Here is a 19,814-nt window from a genome sequence, read left to right as displayed (position 1 = left end):
ATTTCAACGGAGGCTTTTAAATTTAAATCCTATCAAACTTGGCTTTATATTCATTCAGAAGATTAGCGAGATTTTTCGCAGACATTCCGTAAGTATCAGGAAATGCTCCGGTTTTTCCTTTCATTTTGGAGTTTTCCAGGAGTTTTTCATCGATAGTAAAAGTGACCAATTTATTAACGAATATCAATTTAGTTTTAAAACCACTCACGGCCTGCCATGGAATAAATGTCGTTCTGAAAAGGTTTTTCATTTCAATTCCTTTTTCATCGATTGTAAGATAAGACGAATTGGGAATCATATTGATGATGAAAATAATAAGACAAATCCCGAAAAATAAAATATTTAAAACTGCAATGAGCATGTTTTTTTCTAAAAGTGTTATTCCCAGACTTATAAAGCCAACGCTGATAAGAATCAGGATGATACTTTTTATTTTTGAAGGCTTTAAGATAAGAGGTAAATTTTGCATGATAATTAATGATTAAAATATAAATAAAGTAAGGTGAAATTTTTCTAAACAATTTCAATTAAGCTTCCCCGTTCCTCATCTTTTGTAATATTCAGCGAAACCGGAATTTTCTCTTTCAGTTCTTCAACGTGCGAAATAATCCCCACGATTCTGTTTTCTTTCTGCAGATTCATCAGTGTTTCAAAAACGATATTTACCGACTCCAGATCTTGGGTTCCGAAACCTTCATCGATGAAAAAGAAGTTTTTCTCAGACTGCGCATGGGTTTGTACGCTTTCTGCCAATGCCAAAGCAAGACTTAGAGAAACCTGAAAAGATTGTCCGCCAGATAAAGTTTTTACGCTTCTGCTTCTGCCTTCATTCAGGTAATCGATGATTTCAAAATCATGATTTTCGTTTAGTTGTAAACTCAATTGGTTTCGAGTCATTCGATGAAAACGTACATTCGCATGATCACACAATTGACGAAGATAAATAGATGAAATATACTGCACAAAACCAGCTCCTTTAAAGAGATTGGTCATGATTTTCAGATTTTCGCCACGTTTTTGAAGGCTGGCTAAATCTTTTAAAAGATTTTCTTTTTTCTTAAATTCTTTTTCCAGTCTTTCAATTTCGGTGGCAATTTTTACGACAGAATCATTGGCGATTTTCAAATCATTTTCAAAGCTTTTGAGCTGATTTTCAAGGGTTGAAAATTCTTCCCGATCGAAAGAGAGATCTTTCAGTTTGGCTTCAAGTTCAAGTATGCTGTTTTTTAAAATCTCAAAAGTAATTCTGAATTCCTGAATTTTATTTCTTGTTTCCGAAACATTAATTTCCTGAATAAGAATTTTCTGAATTTCTTCTAAAGTGCTGAATTTCTTTTCTGATAAAGCTTTTTTAATCAGATTTTCATTTTCTGAAATTTCTTTTTCAAGTTCAGAGATTCGTTTTTCCAACTGATTGGCGATTGTTTTTTGTTCAGCTAATTTTGGCGAAATTTCTTCTTTTTCCTTATTTAATTTTTGATAATTCTCTTCAGTTTCACGATTCGATTGTGATAATTTATTGTAGATTTCTTCGGTTACAGCGATTGGTTTTTTCTCGTAATCAACCCATTGTAGAACTTTTAAATTGGCTTCATTGGTTTTGATTTGTTCTTCTTTTTTCGCTTCATCAAGTTTGAATTTTTCTAAAGCTTTATTGTAATTATCAAGATTTTCTCGCTCTTTCTCCAGATTTTTTTGTTCCAGACCGATTTGCAGATTGAGTTCATCGATCTGTTTTTCAATAGTAAAAGATTGCTGTCGTTTTTCTTCAAAATCATTTTGATTTTCTGAATTAAATTCTTTCCAATTAAAGTTTTTTAGATGCTCTTCAATGTTGATTTGAATCTGCTTTAAACTCTCTTCTTCCGATTTTAATTGTTCCTCGAAAATCTTTTTGCGGTCAAGAATTTTTTCTATTTCTAAAGATTGTTTTTGAATCTGATCTTTTTGAATTTCAATTTGCTCAATCTGTTTTTGAATTTCGTTTAATTCAGAATTCACATCATCAAATTCTACAATATTCGGATGTTCTAAAGCACCACAAAGCGGACACGATTCTCCGTCGTGCAATTCGTTAGCAAAATGAGCTAGTTTTTGCTGAACTTCCAATTGATTCCGTTTGTCAGAGAGTACTTTTTTCTGATTTTCTAAATTTTCAATCTGAGTTTTAAAATCATTTCTAAAAGTTTCAGGATTGATGTTGAAAGGTTTTAATTCCTCAGAGATTCTGGTAATTTCAGCTTTTTTAATATTGGTCTTTTCAGATTGTATTTGCTTGGTTTCGGTTAATTTTTTATTTTCAGAAAACCAATTTCCGACATGTAATAATAAACTGGAATCTAATTTTTTAGGTTTTAAAAGTTCTGCATTTTTAGAAAATTCTTCAACTTTTTGCTGAATTAATTTCTGATTCCCTTCAACTTCTTTTACTTTTTCCGAACCTTTTTTTGTTCGTTCTTTTAAGGTTTCAATTTCTCCAGAAAATCTCTGCATTTGTAAAATCAAACCCAAATCATTTTCTTGAATTTTAGACTGATTCAATGCTTCATATTTGGGTTGAATCGCAGAAAGTTTATTTTTTACATCTTCAAACCGAATTTCAGTTTCCTGTACAATTTTAAGTTGGTCTTCTTTATGTTTCTGTTGATCTGAAATTTCTTTTGCAAGCTTATTTTTTTCGGAAATCAGTGGCGTGAAGATTCTGAAAATTTTGTCGAATAATTCAGTTTTTGCTTCTAAAATATCGATTTCAGTTTTCTGCTGATTCAGTTTTTCAAACTCAGTTTTTTTATGACTAAAAACTTCAAAATCTTCTTTCAGACCTTTTAGTTTTAGATACTTTTCTTCTGTTTTTTTGAATGTTTTATTTACCTCATCAAATTTCTGCTGTTCCAGTTTTAAATGTTCCTTTTGAGCTGAAATCTGCTCTTCATTCACTTCTTCAAAACCTTTTAGCTGACCTTCCAACTGGTCGAGTTCAGATCTGTTTTTAGCATTTAAAATTGAAACATTGTTTTGTAAATCAAAACGTTGAAGGCTGAAGATTTCCTTCATCATATTGGTCCTGTCTGTCGCTCCCAATTCCAGAAATTCTTTAAACTGACCTTGCGGAATAATGATGGTTCGCTTAAAATTGGCATAACTCAAACCAATTAGTTTTTCAGCTTTAGAATGTTCTAGCGGAATCCAGTTTTCATTTTTCCATTCGTAGAAAGTGACGGTTGGAGTTTTTACATCTTCAAAATTTTTAGAATTACGTTTAAACTCTCTTGTAGCACGGAATTTTTTGTTTTCAAAATTGATGAAATCAAACTCAATGTAAGATTTATTAGATTTCAAATTCATCATATTGTAAGCACGCTTGTCTCTGGAGTTGAGACGCTCCGTTTCGCCGTACAAAGCAAATGAAATGGCTTCCAAAATAGATGATTTCCCGGAACCAACTGAACCAAAAATGCCGAAAAGCCCGGCTTGCGTAAGGTTTTCAAAATCGATTTTCTGACGTTCCTGATAAGAATAAAGACCTTCTAAAGTCAATTGAATTGGAATCATTTTTATGAATATATTTTTTATTTAACCTCAAAAGAGACAAAAGAAAATATTGAAATAAGTGAGCCAAAAGTCAACAAAATGTATGAAACTTAGTTTTGGGAACTTTTGAACATCTCATAAAGAATTAAAATCTTTTGTCTCTTTTGCGGTTAAAAAATTATGAATTATTTGAAGCAATTTCGTTAAACAAATTAAGGAGCTCTTCATTGGCTTCCTGACCGCCATTTTTAGATTTAAAATAATCATTGAATAAAGTTTGAATATCCTGATTCAGGTTAATTTCACTCAATTGGTTTTCATTAAAATCCTGATTTTTCACTTTTGGAATGAGATGTATAATTCCGTTGTGAGATCGATAGATGAGTTTTCTTTCTTCAGCTTTTAGAAAAGTTTCGCTTTCCAAAATGAGTTCAATTAATGTATTTGGATTTTCATTCAGCCATTCAATCGTTTTCTCGATGCAATCAAAAGTCTTTCTAACTAAACATTTTCCGTTTTGTAAAGCGATTTTTTCAAATGAAACTTTTTTATTAGGTTCTGCATCAATAATGGAAACATATTTCGTCTGTCCGGCTTCGCTAAAGCTGTAACATAACGGCGAAGATGAGTAAACAACAGGTTTTTCATCAGTTCCGATATTTTGAAAACCATGCAAATGTCCTAAAGCCGTATATTGAATTTGAGATGGAATAATATCTGAAAAAATCAGATCTGCATTTCCAATTTTGATAGGTTTTTCGCCTTCCGGTTCTTCCAAAATCGGAGCGCCTTTTTTATTCATATACAAATGCGCCATTAAAAGATTGATGCCATTTTGATCGCAAAATTCATCGGCAGTTTTTTTCCAGTTTTCGGCTATAACTCTGTTGAGCTCTTCTTCTTTGTTTTCACCAAAATATTCTTTCAAACGAATTTCATTGGCATAAGGCGTGTGCAAAATCCGAACAGGGAAATTTTGATTTTTAAATTCCAGTTCAATAAATCCTTCGGCTGAATTTGAAATTTTAAAATGTTCAAGTTCAAAAGGATTAATTTTAGCTTTTGGATGTCCGATCAAAATAATTCCGCATTCGCGCGCTAAAGGATCGGGTGCGTCAATTAAACTTGGCGAATCGTGATTTCCGGAAATTGCGATAACCGGACGTTTTCCGTTTAATGATAACCGTTTTAAAGTTTTATAAAAAAGTTCTGTCGCTTCAACACTCGGATTGAAGTTATCAAACAAATCTCCGGCAACCAAAACCAGATCCACATTTTGTTCATCTGCAATCTGAACAATTTCATTCATCACCAAAACCTGTTCTTCTAATCTAGAAAAACGGTCGAGACGTTTACCCAAATGCCAATCGGCGGTGTGGAGGATTTTCATAATGTATTATCAGCTTCTCTTGCTTTAAAATCTTCTCGAATTTGTTTCAAACGTGCTTTTCTTTCTGCTTCCGCATTTTGTATTTTGCGCTTTTTCTGATCGATTTGCTTTTTATTTTTTTTCCTGTTCGCTTCGTTATTCTTGCTCATGTTTTTTCGGAATGAGTGATTTTTATAAGTGAGAAATACCTTCATCAAAAATACTAAAGATTAAGAGTATAAACAATTTTAGTATTAAGTCTGATAAAATATTTAATTTTACTGCGTTATGGAAGAAAAATCAAAAGATCCTTTACACGGAAAACGTCTGGATGCCATTCTTGAAGAGCTGGTAGAATATTATCAGGGTTTTGAGGAATTGGGGAAACAAATCAATATCAAATGCTTTACAGATAATCCAAGCATTAATTCTTCATTGAAGTTTTTGAGAAAGACAGATTGGGCAAGAGCAAAAGTAGAGAGTTTGTATTTGTATGTTTTAAGACAGAAAAAGAAGGCGGAATCAAAAAACAGGAAGTAGTATGTTTAAGATTCTTTCTTTACATGCATTTCCTTAATCAATCATTTCAAAAACAGTATCTTTGTGCCGTTTAATCGTGAAAAAAATCACGCAAAAAAAGAAATATGACTATTGATAACAATCATGTGGTAGCTGTAAAGTACATTCTTCACACTATCGAAGAGGATGGAAGCAAAATCCTTGTAGAAGAAACAACTGCAGAAAATCCGCTTACATTTTTATACGGTATGGGAATGATGATCCCAAAATTTGAACAAAATATCCTTGGATTGAAAGCTGGTGATAAAGCTGCTTTTGTAATTCAGCCGGAAGAAGCTTATGGCGAAAAGCAAGACGATGCTATCGCACAATTGCCAATCGATATGTTTGCAGAATCTGGAGTTCCACCGATCGGAGCTATTTTGCCTTTATCTGATAACCAAGGGAACAATTTTCAGGCTTTTGTAGTAGAAGTTACTCCGGAAGTGGTTGTGGCAGATCTTAATCACCCAATGGCTGGGAAAGTTTTAGATTTCCAGGTGGAAATTTTAAATACTCGTCCTGCAACAGAAGAGGAGTTGTCTCACGGTCACGCTCATGGAATTGACGGAAACGAGGCTCACTAAAAAATATTTACATACAATATGAAATGTCCGATTTTTTCGGACATTTTTTTTGATTAAAATAGGAAGAGCTTTTTAACGCAAAAGTTTTTTGGTTAATCTAAAAACTCTCCACTCACATAAAACCAGCGGTTTTGTATCGTTTTAAATGTTGATAATTCGTGATGCATTTGTTTTTGCCCGTCTTCATCAGTATAATATGCTTTGAATTCTACTTTATTCATCGATGGTTTATTCACAATTTCCAACTTCGTCCATTCGTTGATTTCGCCCCACTCCTGTAAATCTTTTGTATTGTGGAATTGCCTTTTGCCGGGAGAAGTTGTTTCCATTAAATATTTTCCATTGGGAATAGCAAATGCAGAAAATCTCGAGCGCATCAAAGCTTCAGCTGTTGGAGCGTACTTTTCTCCGGTATGGTAAGGTTTGCAACATTCTTCGTATGGTTTTCCTGAGCAGCAAGGACAGATCATTTTTTATTTTTTTTAAGCTACAAAAATCGCAAAAGTTTTTTGAATTATATTAAATCATTCAGTCAGCAAAATTTGCGAGAATTAAAGTTGTTTCATTTATAAAGTTCCACACCTTCTATTTACATAAAAAAAGCATCCAAATCAATGAATGCTTTTCTAATTTTATTTAATAAAACCTCTGTTTCTCAAAAACGGCTTAATATCCGGATCATGCCCTGTAAAATCTCTGAATGCCTGATTCAGATCTACAGAATTTCCTACAGAAAGAATATATTTTCTGAAACGGTCTCCGTTTTCTCTTGTAAGACCACCATTATTTTTAATCCATTCCCAAGCGTCATTGTCCAAAGTTTCAGACCATAAATAAGCGTAATATCCTGCAGAATAACCGCCACCCCAAATGTGTGCAAAATATGGAGTGTGATATCTCGGAGGTACAGTTGCCAAAGTAAATCCGTGGCTAGCTAAAGACTGTTTTTCAAAATCTAAAACAGGAAGCAATTGATTTTCGCTCGTTACCGAATGCCAATCCATATCTAAAGCAGCAGCAGAAACCAATTCGGTCGTCATATAACCCTGATTAAAAGTTGACGCTTTCTTAATTTTATCAACCAAAGCCTGTGGAATAGGTTGTTTGGTTTCGTAATGAAGGGCATAGTTTTTCAAAACAACAGGATCTAAAGCCCAGTGTTCGTTAATCTGAGAAGGGAATTCCACAAAATCTCTCGGTACACTGGTTCCTGAAAGGGATGGATATTTCTGGCTTGCAAACATTCCGTGGATAGAGTGACCAAACTCATGGAAAATCGTTGAAACATCATCATAACTAATTGACGAAGGTTTTCCCGGAGCCGGTTTCTGATAATTATAACAGTTTACAATGACAGGTTTTGTTCCTAATAAATACGATTGTTCAACGTAGTTGCTCATCCAAGCTCCACCGCTTTTAGAATCTCTTGTGTAGAAATCAAGATAGTAGATTGCGATAGATTTTCCGTCATGATCGAAAACTTCGTAGGTTACAACATCTGGATGATAAACCGGAAGATCTGTTCTTTTCTTAAACGTTAATCCATAGAATTTTTCGGCAGCGAAGAAAACTCCTTTTTCTAGAACGGTTGTGATTTCAAAATAAGGTTTAATCTGATTTTCATCTAAATCAAATTTTGCTTTTCTTACTTGTTCAGCATAAAAATTCCAGTCCCAAGGTTCTACTTTGAAACCTCCTTTTTGCTGATCGATCAAATCTTGAATGTCTTTTGCTTCACGTCTTGCCGTTTCTACAGCCGGAGTTGCAATTTGATTCATCAATTTTACAGCAGCTTCAGGGTTTTTGGCCATCTGATCCTGCAATTTCCATTCTGAAAAACTTTTTTTGCCTAAAATCTGAGCTTTTTTAAGTCTTAATTTTGCTAATTTTTCAATGGTTTCACGAGTATCGTTTGCATCACCTTTTTCAGCTCTTTGCCACGATGCTTTGAATAATTTTTCTCTTGTTGCTCTGTTTTTCAGATTTTGCAAAAGGGGCTGTTGCGTGGTGTTCTGTAAAGCTAAAAGATATTTTCCGGGTTGTCCTGCATTTTTTGCGTCGCTTGCAGCAGCTTCAATTTCATCTGTTGAAAGACCGTCTAATTCTTTAGCATCAGAAAAGAAGACGCCACCTTGCTTTCTCGCTTCCAATAATTTATTTGAATATTGAGTGGAAAGTGATGCCAATTCCTGATTGACCTGCTTTAATTTTTCTTTGTCAGCCGCAGAAAGATTAGCTCCTGCGATTTCAAAATTTTGTTTGTAGAATTGTAATAATCTTTTGCTTTCAGAATCTAATCCGTTTTCTGTGATTGATTTTATTCTTTTGTAAAGATTTTCATTGAGGAACATTTTATCAGAATGTGCTGCGAAAATTGGCGCATATTCTTCATCCAAAGCCTGTAAAGTAGGATTTGTATTCGCACTTGTTAGGTTTGAAAATGTGATAACTGTTCTTTTCAAAACTTCACCGCTTTTTTCTAATGCAACAATGGTGTTTTCAAAAGTTGCAGCTTCGCTATTGTTTGCGATTTTCAGAATTTCAGCATCGTGTTGTTTTAATCCAAATTCAAATGCCGGTTTGAAATGTTCATTTTTAATTTTATCAAACTCGGGAGCTTCATACTGAAGTTTGCTTTTCTTCATAAAAGGATTGGAAGAAAGTGATGCGTCCGGAACAGGCATTTCCTGTTTTATGTCGTTTGTTTTCATTGTGGTACAAGAATAATTGAATGCCAAGGCAGAAATTAACAATACTGATGAAATATTTTTCATGGGCAAATGTTTATTATTTTAAAGGTTATATAGAATCTCTTTTGATTTTAAAAATTGTTTTTATTGTCAATTGTAAGAGATTTTATAATTTAGTTGTTATTAAAGTATAAAGATATTAAAAACTAAACTTCTAAACATTAAAACATGAAATACACAGCAATTTTACTTTTTTCGGGACTACTGATTGTCTCTTCTTGCAAGAAAAATGAGAACAGAGAAGGGAAATCAACTTGGTTACCAGACGTTACCAATAAAGATCACGGATCTTTAAAACAAAAAGAATTTAAAGGAGATTTTAATGAAATTGAAGTTTCTCAAGCGATTGAAGCTGAAATTATTAAATCTGATGTTGAACGAGTGGTAATTTCTGCACCTGCAAATATTATTGATGAAGTTTTGGTAGATAACAGTGGCGGTGAGCTTCATATTCACTATAAAACAGGAGTTCGTGTGATGAATACCAATAATGTGAAAGCAAAAATTTATGCTAAAGATTTTAAAAAACTTGAGGCCAACTCTGCAGCAATAATTGTCGTTAGAGACCAGTTCACGCAGGAGAAAACAGATATCGAAATTTCTAGTGCAGCTCATATTTCAGGGAAACTTGAAGCCAATGATATGGAGATTGATGCGGGAAGCAGCGCTACTTTCAAAGGGCAAATCTGGGCGGTAAATCTTAGTGTTGAAGCTTCTTCCGCAGCAGATGTTACAATTTCAGGGAAAGCTAAAAATGCAAATCTTACTTCATCTTCAGGAAGCGGTATTTCTGCAAGAGATGTGGTTGCAGAGAATGTGAAAGCTGAATCTTCAAGTGGTGCAAGTATAGAAATTACTGTTTCCTCAAAATTTGAAGGCCACGCATCTTCGGGCGGAAGTGTGAAAGGTATCAAAAAAGGAAATGTAACTACTGTAAGCAAAGAAGAAAGCAGTGGGGGAAGCGTAGATCTGCAATAATTTATTGTGGGGTTTCTTCATCCTCGTCTTCATCTGTTGATGAGGTTTCCCAGTCTTTGTTTTCAAAATTTAAATTATCATAAGCCAATAAATCCTCCTCTCGCTGGAGGATTTCTTTTGTGGTAAAAAGACGTATATCTTCGTCATCTTTTGATTTTGCCAATTTTCGGATTGATGCCTTATCGATTGCCATAAATCTTTGTCCAAGACGTCTTGCTGCATATTTTCGCATTCCGGTTTCATGTAAAACATCAATGGCCATATCAACAGCGGTGCCTAATGTTTCACGGTAAATATTATCTATTCCGTTGTCTAGATAAGCGTACGCGTCGATTCTGTTTTTAGCGCGGACAAATATTTTCACATCAGGATATTGCTCACGAACCAAATCAGCTACAAATCTATTGTCATCGGGATCATCAAGACACAAAACCAGAATTTCGGCTTCTTCAATTCCGGCCGCTCTCAAAACGGGAATTCTTGTTGCATCTCCGTAATAGACTTTAAAACCGTAACTTCTCAATAATTTTACTCTGTCTGAATCTCTGTCGAGAACGGTCGCTGATATTTTATTGGCTTTCAAAAGTCTTCCGACGGTGCTTCCAAAATGACCGAAACCGACAATGATGATTTTTTTCTGTGAAATATTACGGTCACGAATATCAAAATCTGACTTTACTTCAGGAATCTTTTTGATGAACTTCGGAGTAATCAGCCTGTCATTAATAATTAAAAGAATTGGTGTAATACACATCGTGATTGCAGTTACTGCCATCATTTGAGCATTCATTTTTGCATCAAAAAGATAAAGATCTGAAGCGTAATTTATGAGTACAAAAGCAAATTCTCCAACCTGGGAAAGGGCAAAAGCATAAAATAAACTTTGTGGAGTATCAATTTTAAAGAACTTTCCGATTGCAAAAAGTACAAAGAATTTCACCGCTAAAACGACAAAAACAGTACTGAAAATGAAAACAGGATCCTGAGCAATCACATTAAAATTCATCGTAGAGCCAACGCTGACAAAAAATACGGCGAGAAGAAGGCCTTTGAAAGGATCGATATGGGCTTCCAATTCATGACGGAACTCGCTGTTTGCCAACATAACGCCTGCTAAAAATGCTCCTAAAGCCGGGGATAATCCGATAGCAACCATTAATTCTGAAACTCCTATCACCAGAAATAGGGAAGAGGCAGTTAATAATTCCGTCATTCCTGCTTTTGAGACGTATCTTAAAAAGGGGACGAAAACATATCTTCCCAATAAAATTAAAATTACTACACCAAAAATTACGGTTCCTGCCTGAAGCCATTCCGGAAGTTTCTGAATTAAGATCTGAACTTCATTATCATGATGCCGCGCTTTGTAATTGGCGATGACAGGTAAAATCGCCAAAATAGGGATGACAGCAATATCCTGAAATAAAAGTGTTGAAAAGGAAGCTTCGCCAGCTGTAGTTTTAAGATTATTTTTTTCCTGTAGAGTCTGTAAAACAATTGCAGTTGACGATAATGCAAAACACATGGCAATGGTAACTGCTTTGTCAATTTTCCAGCCAGCCAAAAAAAAGATCAGGAAAAGTATTGAAATAGTAAGAGCCATCTGCGTAAGACCGAGCCCAACGATTTTCTTCCGCATTTCCCAGAATTTCCGCGGTTCCAGTTCTAATCCTACCAAAAAAAGAAGCATGATAACTCCAAATTCACTCGCGTGCATTATATTGTTAACATCATGTCCGGTCAGTCTCAAAACATACGGTCCGATGATAATTCCGCCTAAAATATAGCCAATCACCGAGCTTAACCCTAATTTTCTTGCCAGCGGAACCATGATAATGGCAACGCCCAAAAAGAGTAAGGTGTTCATCGCTAAGGTAGATTCCATATTATTGATTTAGGGTTTCGACAAATTTCTTTTTCTGTAAAATAATTTCTTTTTTTGACAATTTATTGGCTTCATAGACGACGGTAATGTCTTTGATATTGGCATTAAAAACATTCAGTGAAACGACTAGACTGCTGATCAATTCATCGATGGTATATTTGTACGTTCCTTCTTTTGAAAAAGATCTTTCTTTTCCGCCCGTTGTCACAACGATGTATACTTCTTTGTTTTCGAGAGGATTATTTTCGCCTTCTTTAATCCAGTTTCTGTCGAAAACCTCATCAATCCATAATTTTAGTAAAGGAGGAATTCCGAACCAAATGATCGGAAACTGAAAAATAAAACGGTCATATTGCTGCAGTCTTTTTCGTTCTCTGAAAGCTGCAATATGAAAATCGGGATATTCTTCGTACAGATCACGAAGTGTAAAATGTTGATGACGAACGTAGAAATTGATTAACTCCACATTTGAGGTAGAATGTTCCAAATAAGGATGGGCAAAAACCACCAGCGTTTTCTTCATAGAACCCGTTTTCAGTAAAAATAATGAAAATTGAGAGAAATATGAATAATTATGATAAGTTTAATTGAATTTTAATGGAGAAAAAAGAGAATTAAAGAATAGAATTAAAATTATTTTCCATGTTTGGAGTTGATAATGATAAGAAAAGTTCCATGTAACCGAAGTTTCATATTTTATTTTTACCATCCACCAGAAGCTCCGCCACCGCCAAAACTTCCGCCACCACCGAATCCTCCAAAACCGCCGCCGCCTCGAGAGCTTCCGCCACCGAATCCGCCGCCAAAACTTCCTGGAAAAGGGAATGGAAAAAATCCGCCGGGATAATTTCTTCGTCCTCTGCGACTTAGAATAATGTCGCCGTCGTCATCGTTTCCGCCGCCTCGGTTTCCGAAAAAGATAGCGAGGATAATAAAAATAACGAAGGCAATAATGAGTAATTTTGTAACACTTATATCTCCTGATTTATTCTTGTTAGCAATCGGTTTGAATTTTCCCTGAACCGCCTCCATGATAGCATTAGTGCCTCCATTGATGCCTTCATACCATTTTCCCTGTCTGAAATTGGGCGTAACGATGTAATCTAAAATCTGCCCGGCAACTGAAGCGGTTAAATATTGTTCCACCGCTCTTCCTTGCTGAATTGACATCGTTCGGTCGTCTTTAGCAATCAAAAAAACAACTCCGTTGTCTACATCTTTCTGGCCAATTCCCCATTTTTCACCAAACATCGTTGCTAAATAGTTCACATCTTCACCTTTAGTGGATGGAATGATAATAATTTCAATTTCTGTTGAGGTAGAATCTGCGAATTTGATGAGTTTGTTATTCAGTTCATTCTTTTCTTGCGCTGTAAGTAAATTTGCCTCGTCATAAACAGGGTATAAAACTGCAGGTTTTTCGGGAATAGAGTACTGTGCTGATAAAAAACCATAACAGCAGACTAAGATGAATGTGAAAAATATTTTAAGAGAATGTAATCTCATTGGGTAATTCGTTGTGATTTTCTCCTTTTATTGGAAAATGTTTTTTTAATTCTAAGCCGGTTTCCAGAATTCCGCTTTTTAAAGCCTGATAAAAATGACCTTTTGAAAATTCTGACGTGATATAATCATGCAGATGATCCCAATACGATTGATGTACTTTTTCGTGAATTCCAGAATCGCCGATGATCGTTAAGTATTTTTTCTCAAAATTGACATGAAAAAGTACTGCATTTTTTTCGGCGGTTTTATCTTTACATAATTCTTTAAATACCTCAAAAGCGGTTTGTGCAATCTGATCGTTTGTCGTAGAATCAATATGCACACGGATTTCTCCGGTAGAATGTTGCTCTGCCGATTGAATGGCTTCTACAAGAGAAGTAATCTGCTGATCTGTTAAAAAACGATTCATTATTCAGTAAATACACTTGGTGCATTTTCAGCTCCGGCTTGTGCTTTAAATAAAGGTTTTTCTTTGAAATTGGTGAAATTTGCCAGAATATTATTAGGAAACTGCTTAATCGAAATATTATAATCTCTCGCAGCATCGTTGTAATACACGGTTTCTGTTCTGATGCTGTTTTCTATGGCAATATATTCTCTCTGGAAATTGATGTACTGCTGATCTGCTTTCAGATTTGGGTAAGATTCTACCACGGCCATTAATCGGCTCAATGCTCCGGAAAGTTCACCTTGTGCAGCCTGGAATCTTGCCATATCTTCTTCCGTTAAATTGGTAGGATTGATATTAATAGAAGTTGCTTTTGAACGGGCTTCCACAACTTTCGTTAATGTTTCCTGCTCAAATTTTGAATATGATTTTACTGTTCTTTCAAGATTGGGAATTAAGTTGGCCCTTTTCTGATATACCGTTTGTACGTTAGACCATTTTGCATCAACTTTTTGTTCCTGTGCTACAAAATTATTATATCCGTTTTTTCCCCAGAAAAAAAGTACTCCAACGATGATAAGAAGAGCAATGCCGATGGTTCCGGCGCTCAAGCAACCTTTATTTTTCATAGTTTAATTTTTAATTATTTTTTGTGCTAACCAAATATACAAATTAAGTGCTAATTTTGCAGAAAATTTATTGAATGACAACAATTGTGGTGGCAATGGGAGAGAAAAACGAGATTGGTTCTGGTAATCAGTTATTGTGGCATCTTCCCAAAGATTTAAAACATTTTAAAGACTTAACTTCGGGACACCCGATTATTATGGGGAGAAAAACGTACGAAAGTATAGGAAAAGCACTCCCCAACCGTACCAATATTGTTGTTTCAAGAAAGAAAAACTGGTTTCAGGAAGGGATTTTAATTGTTGGAAGCATTAAAGAAGCGGTGAAATTTGCAAAAAAAATAGATGAAAACATCTTCATCATCGGAGGCGGAAATGTCTACGAACAAACCATGGAAATTGCAGACCGCCTTGAAGTAACTTTAGTAAAAGCAAATCTTGAAGCTGATACTTATTTTCCAAAAATCAACGACAAAATCTGGAAAAAAACTGAAGAAACCTGCCACGAAAAAGACGAAAAAAATCAATACGATTTCTGTTTTCAGACGTATGAAAAGGTTAATGGTTAATAGTTGTTGGCTGATCGTTTTTTAATGTGTGGAAATTTAATTAGAAACCATTCCCTATCAACTAAAAACTAACAACCAAATTTCCTATCTTTGCACTTCTAAAATTTAATAATGAATAAGTACATAAAAATCATAGTTGCGGCACTTCTGATTATCGGAGGTCTTTATATGATGTTTTTTACAAGAAATTTAGGCTGGGGAATTGTAATTTTCCTGTTGGCTGCATTGCCGATCTTCTTATTTTTTAAGAACGAAAATATCCTTTTAGCTTTTTGGCAATTGAGAAAACAAGACATGATTAAAGCTTCAAAGTTTTTAAATAATATTAAAGATTATAAAACTGAACTTCATAAAAATCAATACGGATATTACCATTATTTACAAGGTTTGGTTTTAGCACAGGAACATCCTACGCAAGTGGAGCCTTTGATGAAAAAAGCTTTGGATTATGGTTTGAATATGAAACATGACCGCGCAATGGCAACGCTTAATTTGGCAGCCGGAGCGATTTCTAAAGGCAGAAGACAGGAAGGACAAAAACTTTTGGAAGAAGCAAAAAGATTAGACTCGGCAGGGATGATGGCCGATCAGATCAAAATGCTGAAAGATCAGTTGAAAATGCCAACGATGCAAAAGCATATGCATAATCCTAACATGAGGAATAGAGGAAAGTTTTAATAGCAGATAAAAATAAATAAAAAATGCACTAATTAAATTTAGTGCATTTTTTATTTTCTGGACGGAGGTGGAGGAGGAGGTTCTGGGAATTCGAAGAATTTATCATTAGGATAAATTTTTTCTCTAATTGAGAGAAGTTTATCCAGCTTTTTGAACTTATCATCTAAGCCGTCATCATTGAAATATTGTCTTTGATTTTTATTAGGATAATAAACGGTTACTAAGGGTGAACCATATTCCCGTTTAGCTCTATTTTCTTTTTTTAAATATTTAAAATAATTTTCAAAAGAAAGAGAATTGTTGGGTTTAAAAGGATAAATGATTGTGGGTAAAGTTTGTTGTTTCTTTTCAAATGAGCTTATTTCCGAATGGGTTTCTAAATGTAAAGTGTCATTTTCTTTTACGAAATTATATCTCTCATATGCAGCAAACATACAGGCAGAATGATCAACGTTAACCTCCAAAGTGTCTCCATTTTCCATTTTTTCTGAAAATTGATAAAGATCTTTTTCCAGATCAAATTTACTTTCATTTTTACAAGAAAATAATATGGATAAAGCTAATAGAAGGAATGCTTTTTTCACAATCTTACATTTCAGCATCATTATTGTAACCGTAAAATTTGGGCATTTGCCAGTGGTATTTTACTGCGAATGTTCTAATGGCAACAATCAATAAAATAGTGAAAATCTGAATAATGGTATAAGAAAGATCGGTAAAAGTGTTGAGTATCAAAAATATTGCTCCGCCAATAATACAGGCGCTTGCGTAAATTTCTTTTCTGAAAATTAAAGGAATTCTATTGAGTAAAATATCCCGGATTATACCACCGAAACAGCCGGTGATGGTTCCAAGTCCGATGCATATTAAAGGATGAATGTCTGCGTTTAATCCTTTCTGAACACCGATGATGGTAAATAATCCCAGTCCGAAACTGTCGAAGATAAATAAAGTTACTTTAAAATTTTTCTCAATCGATTTAAAGATCATCGAAAAAATAGAGGTTATCAAAATCACGCCACACATCAGAAGATCGTGCATCCAAAAAACAGGAATGTCGAGCAGCAAATCTCTTACTGTTCCGCCACCAACTGAAGTAACGAAGGCAATAATCAAAACTCCGAACGGATCTAGTCTTTTCTGCATCGCTGCAAAACTTCCCGACATCGAAAATGATATCGTACCAAGGATTTCTATTGCAAAATTGATTTGTTCGTGCATTGATTATGGGTGATAAATAATAGGTAATGAGTAATTGATTACGCTTAAATATTTTGCGATAATTTAAATTTATAGGTTGTCATTACTTTGACTAATTCTTCACATTCTGATTTTATAACAAATAATTTTTCTGAATCTACATACTCAAGTTCTTCAATAATTTCCAGCCAAAGTTGGGTCTCATCTATTTCTTCGACCACAATACAGATTTTTGCAAACCTTTCTTTGTCAGATCTTGCCCGTGAAACAGCTCTGTAATTTGCAGCAACAGAAGTAGAAGATCTTATGATCTGTTTTCTAATGATTGAAAGAGCATCCGAATAAGATAATGGTGAAAGCAATTTTATAATTGATATTGAAAATATTTTTGTTCTATCTCTAAAGATTTGATTAAAATCCATCAATTTAACTGTATTTAAAATTACTCATTGCCAATTATTCATTACTTATGTTCAACTCTTACCGCTTCAGGAACCAAAAGTTCATATTCACCACCGTGGTTGATGATTTCTCTTACGATGCTGCTGCTGATGAATGATTTTCCAGATGAGGTCAATAGGAAAACGGTTTCCAGTTTTTTGTGGGCTAAGGTACGATTGGTGTGGGCAATTGCTTTTTCAAATTCAAAGTCGGCAGGATTTCTTAGGCCTCTTAAAATAAATTGAGCATTTTTTTCAAAACAATAATCAACCGTTAAGCCTTCAAAATAATCAACTTCCACATTGGGAAATTCGGCGACAGAATTTTGTATGAATTCCATTCTTTTTTCAATAGGAAACATATATTTCTTTTGAGAATTTTGACCAATGGCGATAATTACTTTGTCGAAAAGCGCCGCTGCTCTTTCGATAATATCATAATGGCCTAAAGTAATCGGGTCAAAAGATCCCGGAAAAACAGCAATTTTCATGCGCAAATAAAGTTATAAGTTATGGGTTATCAATTATGAGTTGTTTTTACTCTAATCTCTAACTTCTAATATCTAGTTTCTCTTTTGTAAAGCTTTTTCAACCTCATTTCCACAGAGGTCTTTTATTGAAATCCCGTAAATTTTTGCCTGTTGCGGAAGAATACTTGCTGGAGAAAATCCTGGATTGGTATTCATTTCAAGCATATAAGGAATTCCGTCCATTAAAATAAATTCACTTCTCGAAAAACCACTCATTCCAAGAGAATTGTAAGCTCTTTTTGCAATTTCTTCTACTCTTTTTGTGGTTTCTGCATCAATTCTTGCAGGAGTAATTTCTTCTGAAGCACCTTCATATTTAGCTTCATAGTCGAAAAATTCGTTTGTAGGAACAATTTCTGTAATTCCTAAAACGATGGTTTCACCTTTAAAATCAATAACTCCAACAGAAACTTCCATTCCGTCTAGGAAGCTTTCGATTAAAATTTCATCATCTTCTTTAAAAGCAATTTCGGTTGCAGCAATCAGTTCAGATTTTTCTTTTACTTTAGAAATACCCAATGAAGATCCTGATTGATTAGGTTTTACAAATACAGGAAGACTTAGATTATCAATAATTTCATCAACATTAATATGTTCTCCTTTTCTTAAATAAACACTTTTTGCAGAAGGTATTCCATATTTTGAGAGAACGGCTAACGTATCTTTTTTATTGAACGTCAACGCACTTTGATAGAAATCGCAACCGGTATATTTTTGTCCGATAGCGTCCCAATAAGCCTGAAGAATTCCGTTTTCGCCGGGTGTTCCATGGATAATATTGAAGCAAGCATCAAATTTTAACACTTCATTACGATCTAAAGTAACCGAGAAATCACCTTTGTTGATGGGTTTTTTATTCTCATTTTCATCCAGAAAATACCATTCATCTTTCAGAATAATCACTTTATAGACATCATATAGATCTCTGTCTAAGGAATCATATATTAACTGGCCACTTTTCAGAGAAACTTTATATTCGTCAGAATAGCCTCCCATAACTACGGCAACGTGTTTTTTGCTCATATGCATATTATCAATAAGGGCAAATTTAAACAATTTATATATTGAAATAAATGAATTCTTATTTTTTTGAAACAAAAATGAAATCTGCTAAATAAAAACTTCATTATAAAATTATTAATTATCTTTGTCGTTATTATTAAAGTATTTTTAAGTATGCTTAAATCACTTTTCAACTGGAAAGTTTTACTGAATTTATTAGTAGCCATCGGTATTTTTATAGGATTGGTATGGCTTACTTTCCGTTGGTTGGAGTATCACACCAATCATGGGCAGGAAATTCCTGTTCCTAATGTCATTAATAAATCTGTTCATGACGCAGTAAAAATATTAGAAGATACAGGACTCGACTATGAAGTCGATAGTGCAGCTTATAACCCTAAATACAGACCGCTTCAGGTTCTGAAGGTTTATCCTTCTCCTGGATCTCGTGTGAAAGATGGAAGAGCTATTCAGCTCATGGTAAATCCTAAAAGCTGGGCTCCGGTTGCGGTTCCTGATGTTATTAATAAATATTCGGGATTGGCTTTCCAGAGATTGGAGCAGGTAGGTCTTAAGGTTTCAGATACTATTTACGAACCAAGCATTCAGAAAGATGCTGTTTTAAGAATTTTATTTAAAGGAAATTCTATAAAACCAGGAACTAAGATCCCAAGATTCTCTGTAATTGACGTTGTGGTAGGATCTGGCCCTATGCGAAATATTGCCATTCCAAATCTTGTAGGATTAACGGTGAAAGAAGCAAAATCAGTAATTGCAAGAAATCTTTTTGAAGTAGGTCTTGTAGACCATGAAGATGGAGGAAATGATGATTCAGATATTGTATATTATCAAGATCCGGCATCCGGAGATGCGCGAGATCAGGGCATGCAGATCGATCTCTGGGCCAGTAAAAAAACACCGGCCGAGCTGCGTGGGAAAATAGAAATACTTAATTCTACTTACCGTATGAGAGTAGATACTACTTTGCCACCGGTAAGATATGATGAGGTTCCAAACTTCCAGGATCCGCCGCCAATCAATGATCCGGTTCCAACTCCGGCGCCTCAGAAAAAGGAAGCTCCTAAAACTGAGACGGCAAAACCAACTGGAACTTCAGCAAAACCTACAACTACTGGAGATAAACCAAAACCTGCTGCACCAACGACAACTCCTGCAACAGAAAAGCCTAAAGCTAAAAAGGTAATTATATAAATTGA

General features: G+C 34.6%; 22 protein-coding genes. 6 read left to right on the top strand and 16 right to left on the bottom strand.

Annotation, left to right across the window (positions count from 1 at the left end):
- Window positions 1-22 precede the first annotated feature (22 nt).
- The 4 genes from OH814_RS08105 to OH814_RS08090 all read right to left on the bottom strand — a co-directional run bounded on the left by OH814_RS08105 (window position 23) and on the right by OH814_RS08090 (window position 5,070).
- Window positions 23-469: a PH domain-containing protein gene (locus tag OH814_RS08105; RefSeq protein WP_308827828.1), complete on the bottom strand. Its 447-nt coding sequence runs from the start codon at window positions 467-469 to the stop codon at window positions 23-25.
- A 44-nt stretch (window positions 470-513) separates the two neighbouring features.
- Complete coding sequence (locus OH814_RS08100; protein WP_308827827.1) at window positions 514-3,552, bottom strand: AAA family ATPase; 3,039 nt, start codon at window positions 3,550-3,552, stop codon at window positions 514-516.
- 157 nt (window positions 3,553-3,709) lie between these two features.
- On the bottom strand, window positions 3,710-4,921 hold the full coding sequence (locus tag OH814_RS08095) for an exonuclease SbcCD subunit D (protein ID WP_308827826.1): 1,212 nt from the start codon (window positions 4,919-4,921) through the stop codon (window positions 3,710-3,712).
- Window positions 4,918-5,070 carry a hypothetical protein gene (locus OH814_RS08090; protein ID WP_308827825.1) on the bottom strand — a complete coding sequence of 51 codons (153 nt, stop codon included), beginning with the start codon at window positions 5,068-5,070 and terminating at the stop codon, window positions 4,918-4,920. Before OH814_RS08090 ends, OH814_RS08095 begins: the two co-directional genes overlap by 4 nt.
- 118 nt (window positions 5,071-5,188) lie before the next feature.
- Between OH814_RS08090 and OH814_RS08085 the strand changes: the two genes are divergently transcribed.
- Complete coding sequence (locus OH814_RS08085; RefSeq protein WP_076557673.1) at window positions 5,189-5,440, top strand: VF530 family DNA-binding protein; 252 nt, start codon at window positions 5,189-5,191, stop codon at window positions 5,438-5,440.
- Between the two features lie 104 nt (window positions 5,441-5,544).
- Window positions 5,545-6,045 carry a peptidylprolyl isomerase gene (locus OH814_RS08080; protein WP_076557675.1) on the top strand — a complete coding sequence of 167 codons (501 nt, stop codon included), beginning with the start codon at window positions 5,545-5,547 and terminating at the stop codon, window positions 6,043-6,045.
- A gap of 92 nt (window positions 6,046-6,137) precedes the next feature.
- On the opposite strand, the gene OH814_RS08075 is transcribed toward OH814_RS08080, so the two are convergent.
- Both OH814_RS08075 and OH814_RS08070 read right to left on the bottom strand, forming a co-directional pair.
- Complete coding sequence (locus tag OH814_RS08075; protein ID WP_076557677.1) at window positions 6,138-6,515, bottom strand: YchJ family protein; 378 nt, start codon at window positions 6,513-6,515, stop codon at window positions 6,138-6,140.
- A gap of 162 nt (window positions 6,516-6,677) precedes the next feature.
- Window positions 6,678-8,819: a M3 family metallopeptidase gene (locus tag OH814_RS08070; RefSeq protein ID WP_308827824.1), complete on the bottom strand. Its 2,142-nt coding sequence runs from the start codon at window positions 8,817-8,819 to the stop codon at window positions 6,678-6,680.
- Window positions 8,820-8,963: 144 nt separating this feature from the next.
- Between OH814_RS08070 and OH814_RS08065 the strand changes: the two genes are divergently transcribed.
- Window positions 8,964-9,773 carry a head GIN domain-containing protein gene (locus OH814_RS08065; protein WP_308827822.1) on the top strand — a complete coding sequence of 270 codons (810 nt, stop codon included), beginning with the start codon at window positions 8,964-8,966 and terminating at the stop codon, window positions 9,771-9,773.
- A gap of 1 nt (window position 9,774) precedes the next feature.
- On the opposite strand, the gene OH814_RS08060 is transcribed toward OH814_RS08065, so the two are convergent.
- The 5 genes from OH814_RS08060 to OH814_RS08040 all read right to left on the bottom strand — a co-directional run bounded on the left by OH814_RS08060 (window position 9,775) and on the right by OH814_RS08040 (window position 14,181).
- The gene (locus OH814_RS08060) at window positions 9,775-11,658 is read right to left on the bottom strand and encodes a monovalent cation:proton antiporter-2 (CPA2) family protein (protein WP_076557688.1); all 1,884 of its coding nucleotides are present in this window, start codon (window positions 11,656-11,658) and stop codon (window positions 9,775-9,777) included.
- 1 nt (window position 11,659) lies between these two features.
- Entirely contained in the window at window positions 11,660-12,181 is a 522-nt protein-coding gene (locus tag OH814_RS08055) for an NAD(P)H-dependent oxidoreductase (RefSeq protein WP_076557690.1), read from the bottom strand.
- A 179-nt stretch (window positions 12,182-12,360) separates the two neighbouring features.
- A complete protein-coding gene (locus tag OH814_RS08050; protein ID WP_308827821.1) occupies window positions 12,361-13,164 on the bottom strand; it encodes a TPM domain-containing protein in 804 nt (267 codons plus the stop codon).
- Window positions 13,145-13,573, bottom strand: coding sequence for a TPM domain-containing protein (locus OH814_RS08045; RefSeq protein WP_174565086.1), 429 nt, complete (start codon window positions 13,571-13,573; stop codon window positions 13,145-13,147). Before OH814_RS08045 ends, OH814_RS08050 begins: the two co-directional genes overlap by 20 nt.
- Window positions 13,573-14,181, bottom strand: coding sequence for a LemA family protein (locus OH814_RS08040; RefSeq protein WP_076557696.1), 609 nt, complete (start codon window positions 14,179-14,181; stop codon window positions 13,573-13,575). Before OH814_RS08040 ends, OH814_RS08045 begins: the two co-directional genes overlap by 1 nt.
- A 74-nt stretch (window positions 14,182-14,255) precedes the next feature.
- Between OH814_RS08040 and OH814_RS08035 the strand changes: the two genes are divergently transcribed.
- The gene (locus OH814_RS08035; protein ID WP_076557698.1) at window positions 14,256-14,747 is read left to right on the top strand and encodes a dihydrofolate reductase; all 492 of its coding nucleotides are present in this window, start codon (window positions 14,256-14,258) and stop codon (window positions 14,745-14,747) included.
- 111 nt (window positions 14,748-14,858) lie between these two features.
- A complete protein-coding gene (locus tag OH814_RS08030; protein WP_074231089.1) occupies window positions 14,859-15,425 on the top strand; it encodes a hypothetical protein in 567 nt (188 codons plus the stop codon).
- A 50-nt stretch (window positions 15,426-15,475) separates the two neighbouring features.
- Here the strand turns inward: OH814_RS08030 and OH814_RS08025 are convergent, their stop codons facing one another.
- The 5 genes from OH814_RS08025 to OH814_RS08005 form a co-directional block, all read right to left on the bottom strand.
- Window positions 15,476-16,009: a hypothetical protein gene (locus OH814_RS08025; protein ID WP_308827820.1), complete on the bottom strand. Its 534-nt coding sequence runs from the start codon at window positions 16,007-16,009 to the stop codon at window positions 15,476-15,478.
- A 4-nt stretch (window positions 16,010-16,013) separates the two neighbouring features.
- Window positions 16,014-16,646 carry a trimeric intracellular cation channel family protein gene (locus OH814_RS08020; RefSeq protein ID WP_076557704.1) on the bottom strand — a complete coding sequence of 211 codons (633 nt, stop codon included), beginning with the start codon at window positions 16,644-16,646 and terminating at the stop codon, window positions 16,014-16,016.
- Window positions 16,647-16,690: 44 nt separating this feature from the next.
- Window positions 16,691-17,047, bottom strand: a complete 357-nt coding sequence (locus tag OH814_RS08015; protein ID WP_308827819.1) for a four helix bundle protein — start codon at window positions 17,045-17,047, stop codon at window positions 16,691-16,693.
- 41 nt (window positions 17,048-17,088) lie between these two features.
- Window positions 17,089-17,556: a pantetheine-phosphate adenylyltransferase gene (gene coaD, locus OH814_RS08010; protein ID WP_115620359.1), complete on the bottom strand. Its 468-nt coding sequence runs from the start codon at window positions 17,554-17,556 to the stop codon at window positions 17,089-17,091.
- Between the two features lie 72 nt (window positions 17,557-17,628).
- The gene (locus OH814_RS08005) at window positions 17,629-18,618 is read right to left on the bottom strand and encodes a D-alanine--D-alanine ligase (protein WP_308827818.1); all 990 of its coding nucleotides are present in this window, start codon (window positions 18,616-18,618) and stop codon (window positions 17,629-17,631) included.
- A gap of 153 nt (window positions 18,619-18,771) precedes the next feature.
- On the opposite strand from OH814_RS08005, the gene OH814_RS08000 reads away from it, so the two are divergent.
- Window positions 18,772-19,809, top strand: a complete 1,038-nt coding sequence (locus OH814_RS08000; protein ID WP_308827817.1) for a PASTA domain-containing protein — start codon at window positions 18,772-18,774, stop codon at window positions 19,807-19,809.
- Window positions 19,810-19,814: the final 5 nt, after the last annotated feature.

The organism is Chryseobacterium sp. CFS15 (genome assembly GCF_031118795.1).
GTDB lineage: Bacteria > Bacteroidota > Bacteroidia > Flavobacteriales > Weeksellaceae > Chryseobacterium > Chryseobacterium indoltheticum.
Note: the sequence above shows the minus strand (reverse complement) of the source record. Positions and strands in the feature narration are given on the sequence as shown.

Bases quoted from the DNA above. Each gene is read 5' to 3' on its own strand.
- OH814_RS08040 (WP_076557696.1), bottom strand. From the start codon at position 14,181: ATGAAAAATAAAGGTTGCTTGAGCGCCGGAACCATCGGCATTGCTCTT.
- OH814_RS08045 (WP_174565086.1), bottom strand. From the start codon at position 13,573: ATGAATCGTTTTTTAACAGATCAGCAGATTACTTCTCTTGTAGAAGCC.
- OH814_RS08020 (WP_076557704.1), bottom strand. From the start codon at position 16,646: ATGCACGAACAAATCAATTTTGCAATAGAAATCCTTGGTACGATATCA.
- OH814_RS08035 (WP_076557698.1), top strand. From the start codon at position 14,256: ATGACAACAATTGTGGTGGCAATGGGAGAGAAAAACGAGATTGGTTCT.
- OH814_RS08030 (WP_074231089.1), top strand. From the start codon at position 14,859: ATGAATAAGTACATAAAAATCATAGTTGCGGCACTTCTGATTATCGGA.
- OH814_RS08050 (WP_308827821.1), bottom strand. From the start codon at position 13,164: ATGAGATTACATTCTCTTAAAATATTTTTCACATTCATCTTAGTCTGC.
- OH814_RS08055 (WP_076557690.1), bottom strand. From the start codon at position 12,181: ATGAAGAAAACGCTGGTGGTTTTTGCCCATCCTTATTTGGAACATTCT.
- OH814_RS08075 (WP_076557677.1), bottom strand. From the start codon at position 6,515: ATGATCTGTCCTTGCTGCTCAGGAAAACCATACGAAGAATGTTGCAAA.
- OH814_RS08065 (WP_308827822.1), top strand. From the start codon at position 8,964: ATGAAATACACAGCAATTTTACTTTTTTCGGGACTACTGATTGTCTCT.
- OH814_RS08105 (WP_308827828.1), bottom strand. From the start codon at position 469: ATGCAAAATTTACCTCTTATCTTAAAGCCTTCAAAAATAAAAAGTATC.
- OH814_RS08100 (WP_308827827.1), bottom strand. From the start codon at position 3,552: ATGATTCCAATTCAATTGACTTTAGAAGGTCTTTATTCTTATCAGGAA.
- OH814_RS08005 (WP_308827818.1), bottom strand. From the start codon at position 18,618: ATGAGCAAAAAACACGTTGCCGTAGTTATGGGAGGCTATTCTGACGAA.
- OH814_RS08000 (WP_308827817.1), top strand. From the start codon at position 18,772: ATGCTTAAATCACTTTTCAACTGGAAAGTTTTACTGAATTTATTAGTA.
- OH814_RS08095 (WP_308827826.1), bottom strand. From the start codon at position 4,921: ATGAAAATCCTCCACACCGCCGATTGGCATTTGGGTAAACGTCTCGAC.
- OH814_RS08080 (WP_076557675.1), top strand. From the start codon at position 5,545: ATGACTATTGATAACAATCATGTGGTAGCTGTAAAGTACATTCTTCAC.
- OH814_RS08070 (WP_308827824.1), bottom strand. From the start codon at position 8,819: ATGAAAAATATTTCATCAGTATTGTTAATTTCTGCCTTGGCATTCAAT.
- OH814_RS08085 (WP_076557673.1), top strand. From the start codon at position 5,189: ATGGAAGAAAAATCAAAAGATCCTTTACACGGAAAACGTCTGGATGCC.
- OH814_RS08015 (WP_308827819.1), bottom strand. From the start codon at position 17,047: ATGGATTTTAATCAAATCTTTAGAGATAGAACAAAAATATTTTCAATA.
- OH814_RS08060 (WP_076557688.1), bottom strand. From the start codon at position 11,658: ATGGAATCTACCTTAGCGATGAACACCTTACTCTTTTTGGGCGTTGCC.
- coaD (WP_115620359.1), bottom strand. From the start codon at position 17,556: ATGAAAATTGCTGTTTTTCCGGGATCTTTTGACCCGATTACTTTAGGC.
- OH814_RS08090 (WP_308827825.1), bottom strand. From the start codon at position 5,070: ATGAGCAAGAATAACGAAGCGAACAGGAAAAAAAATAAAAAGCAAATC.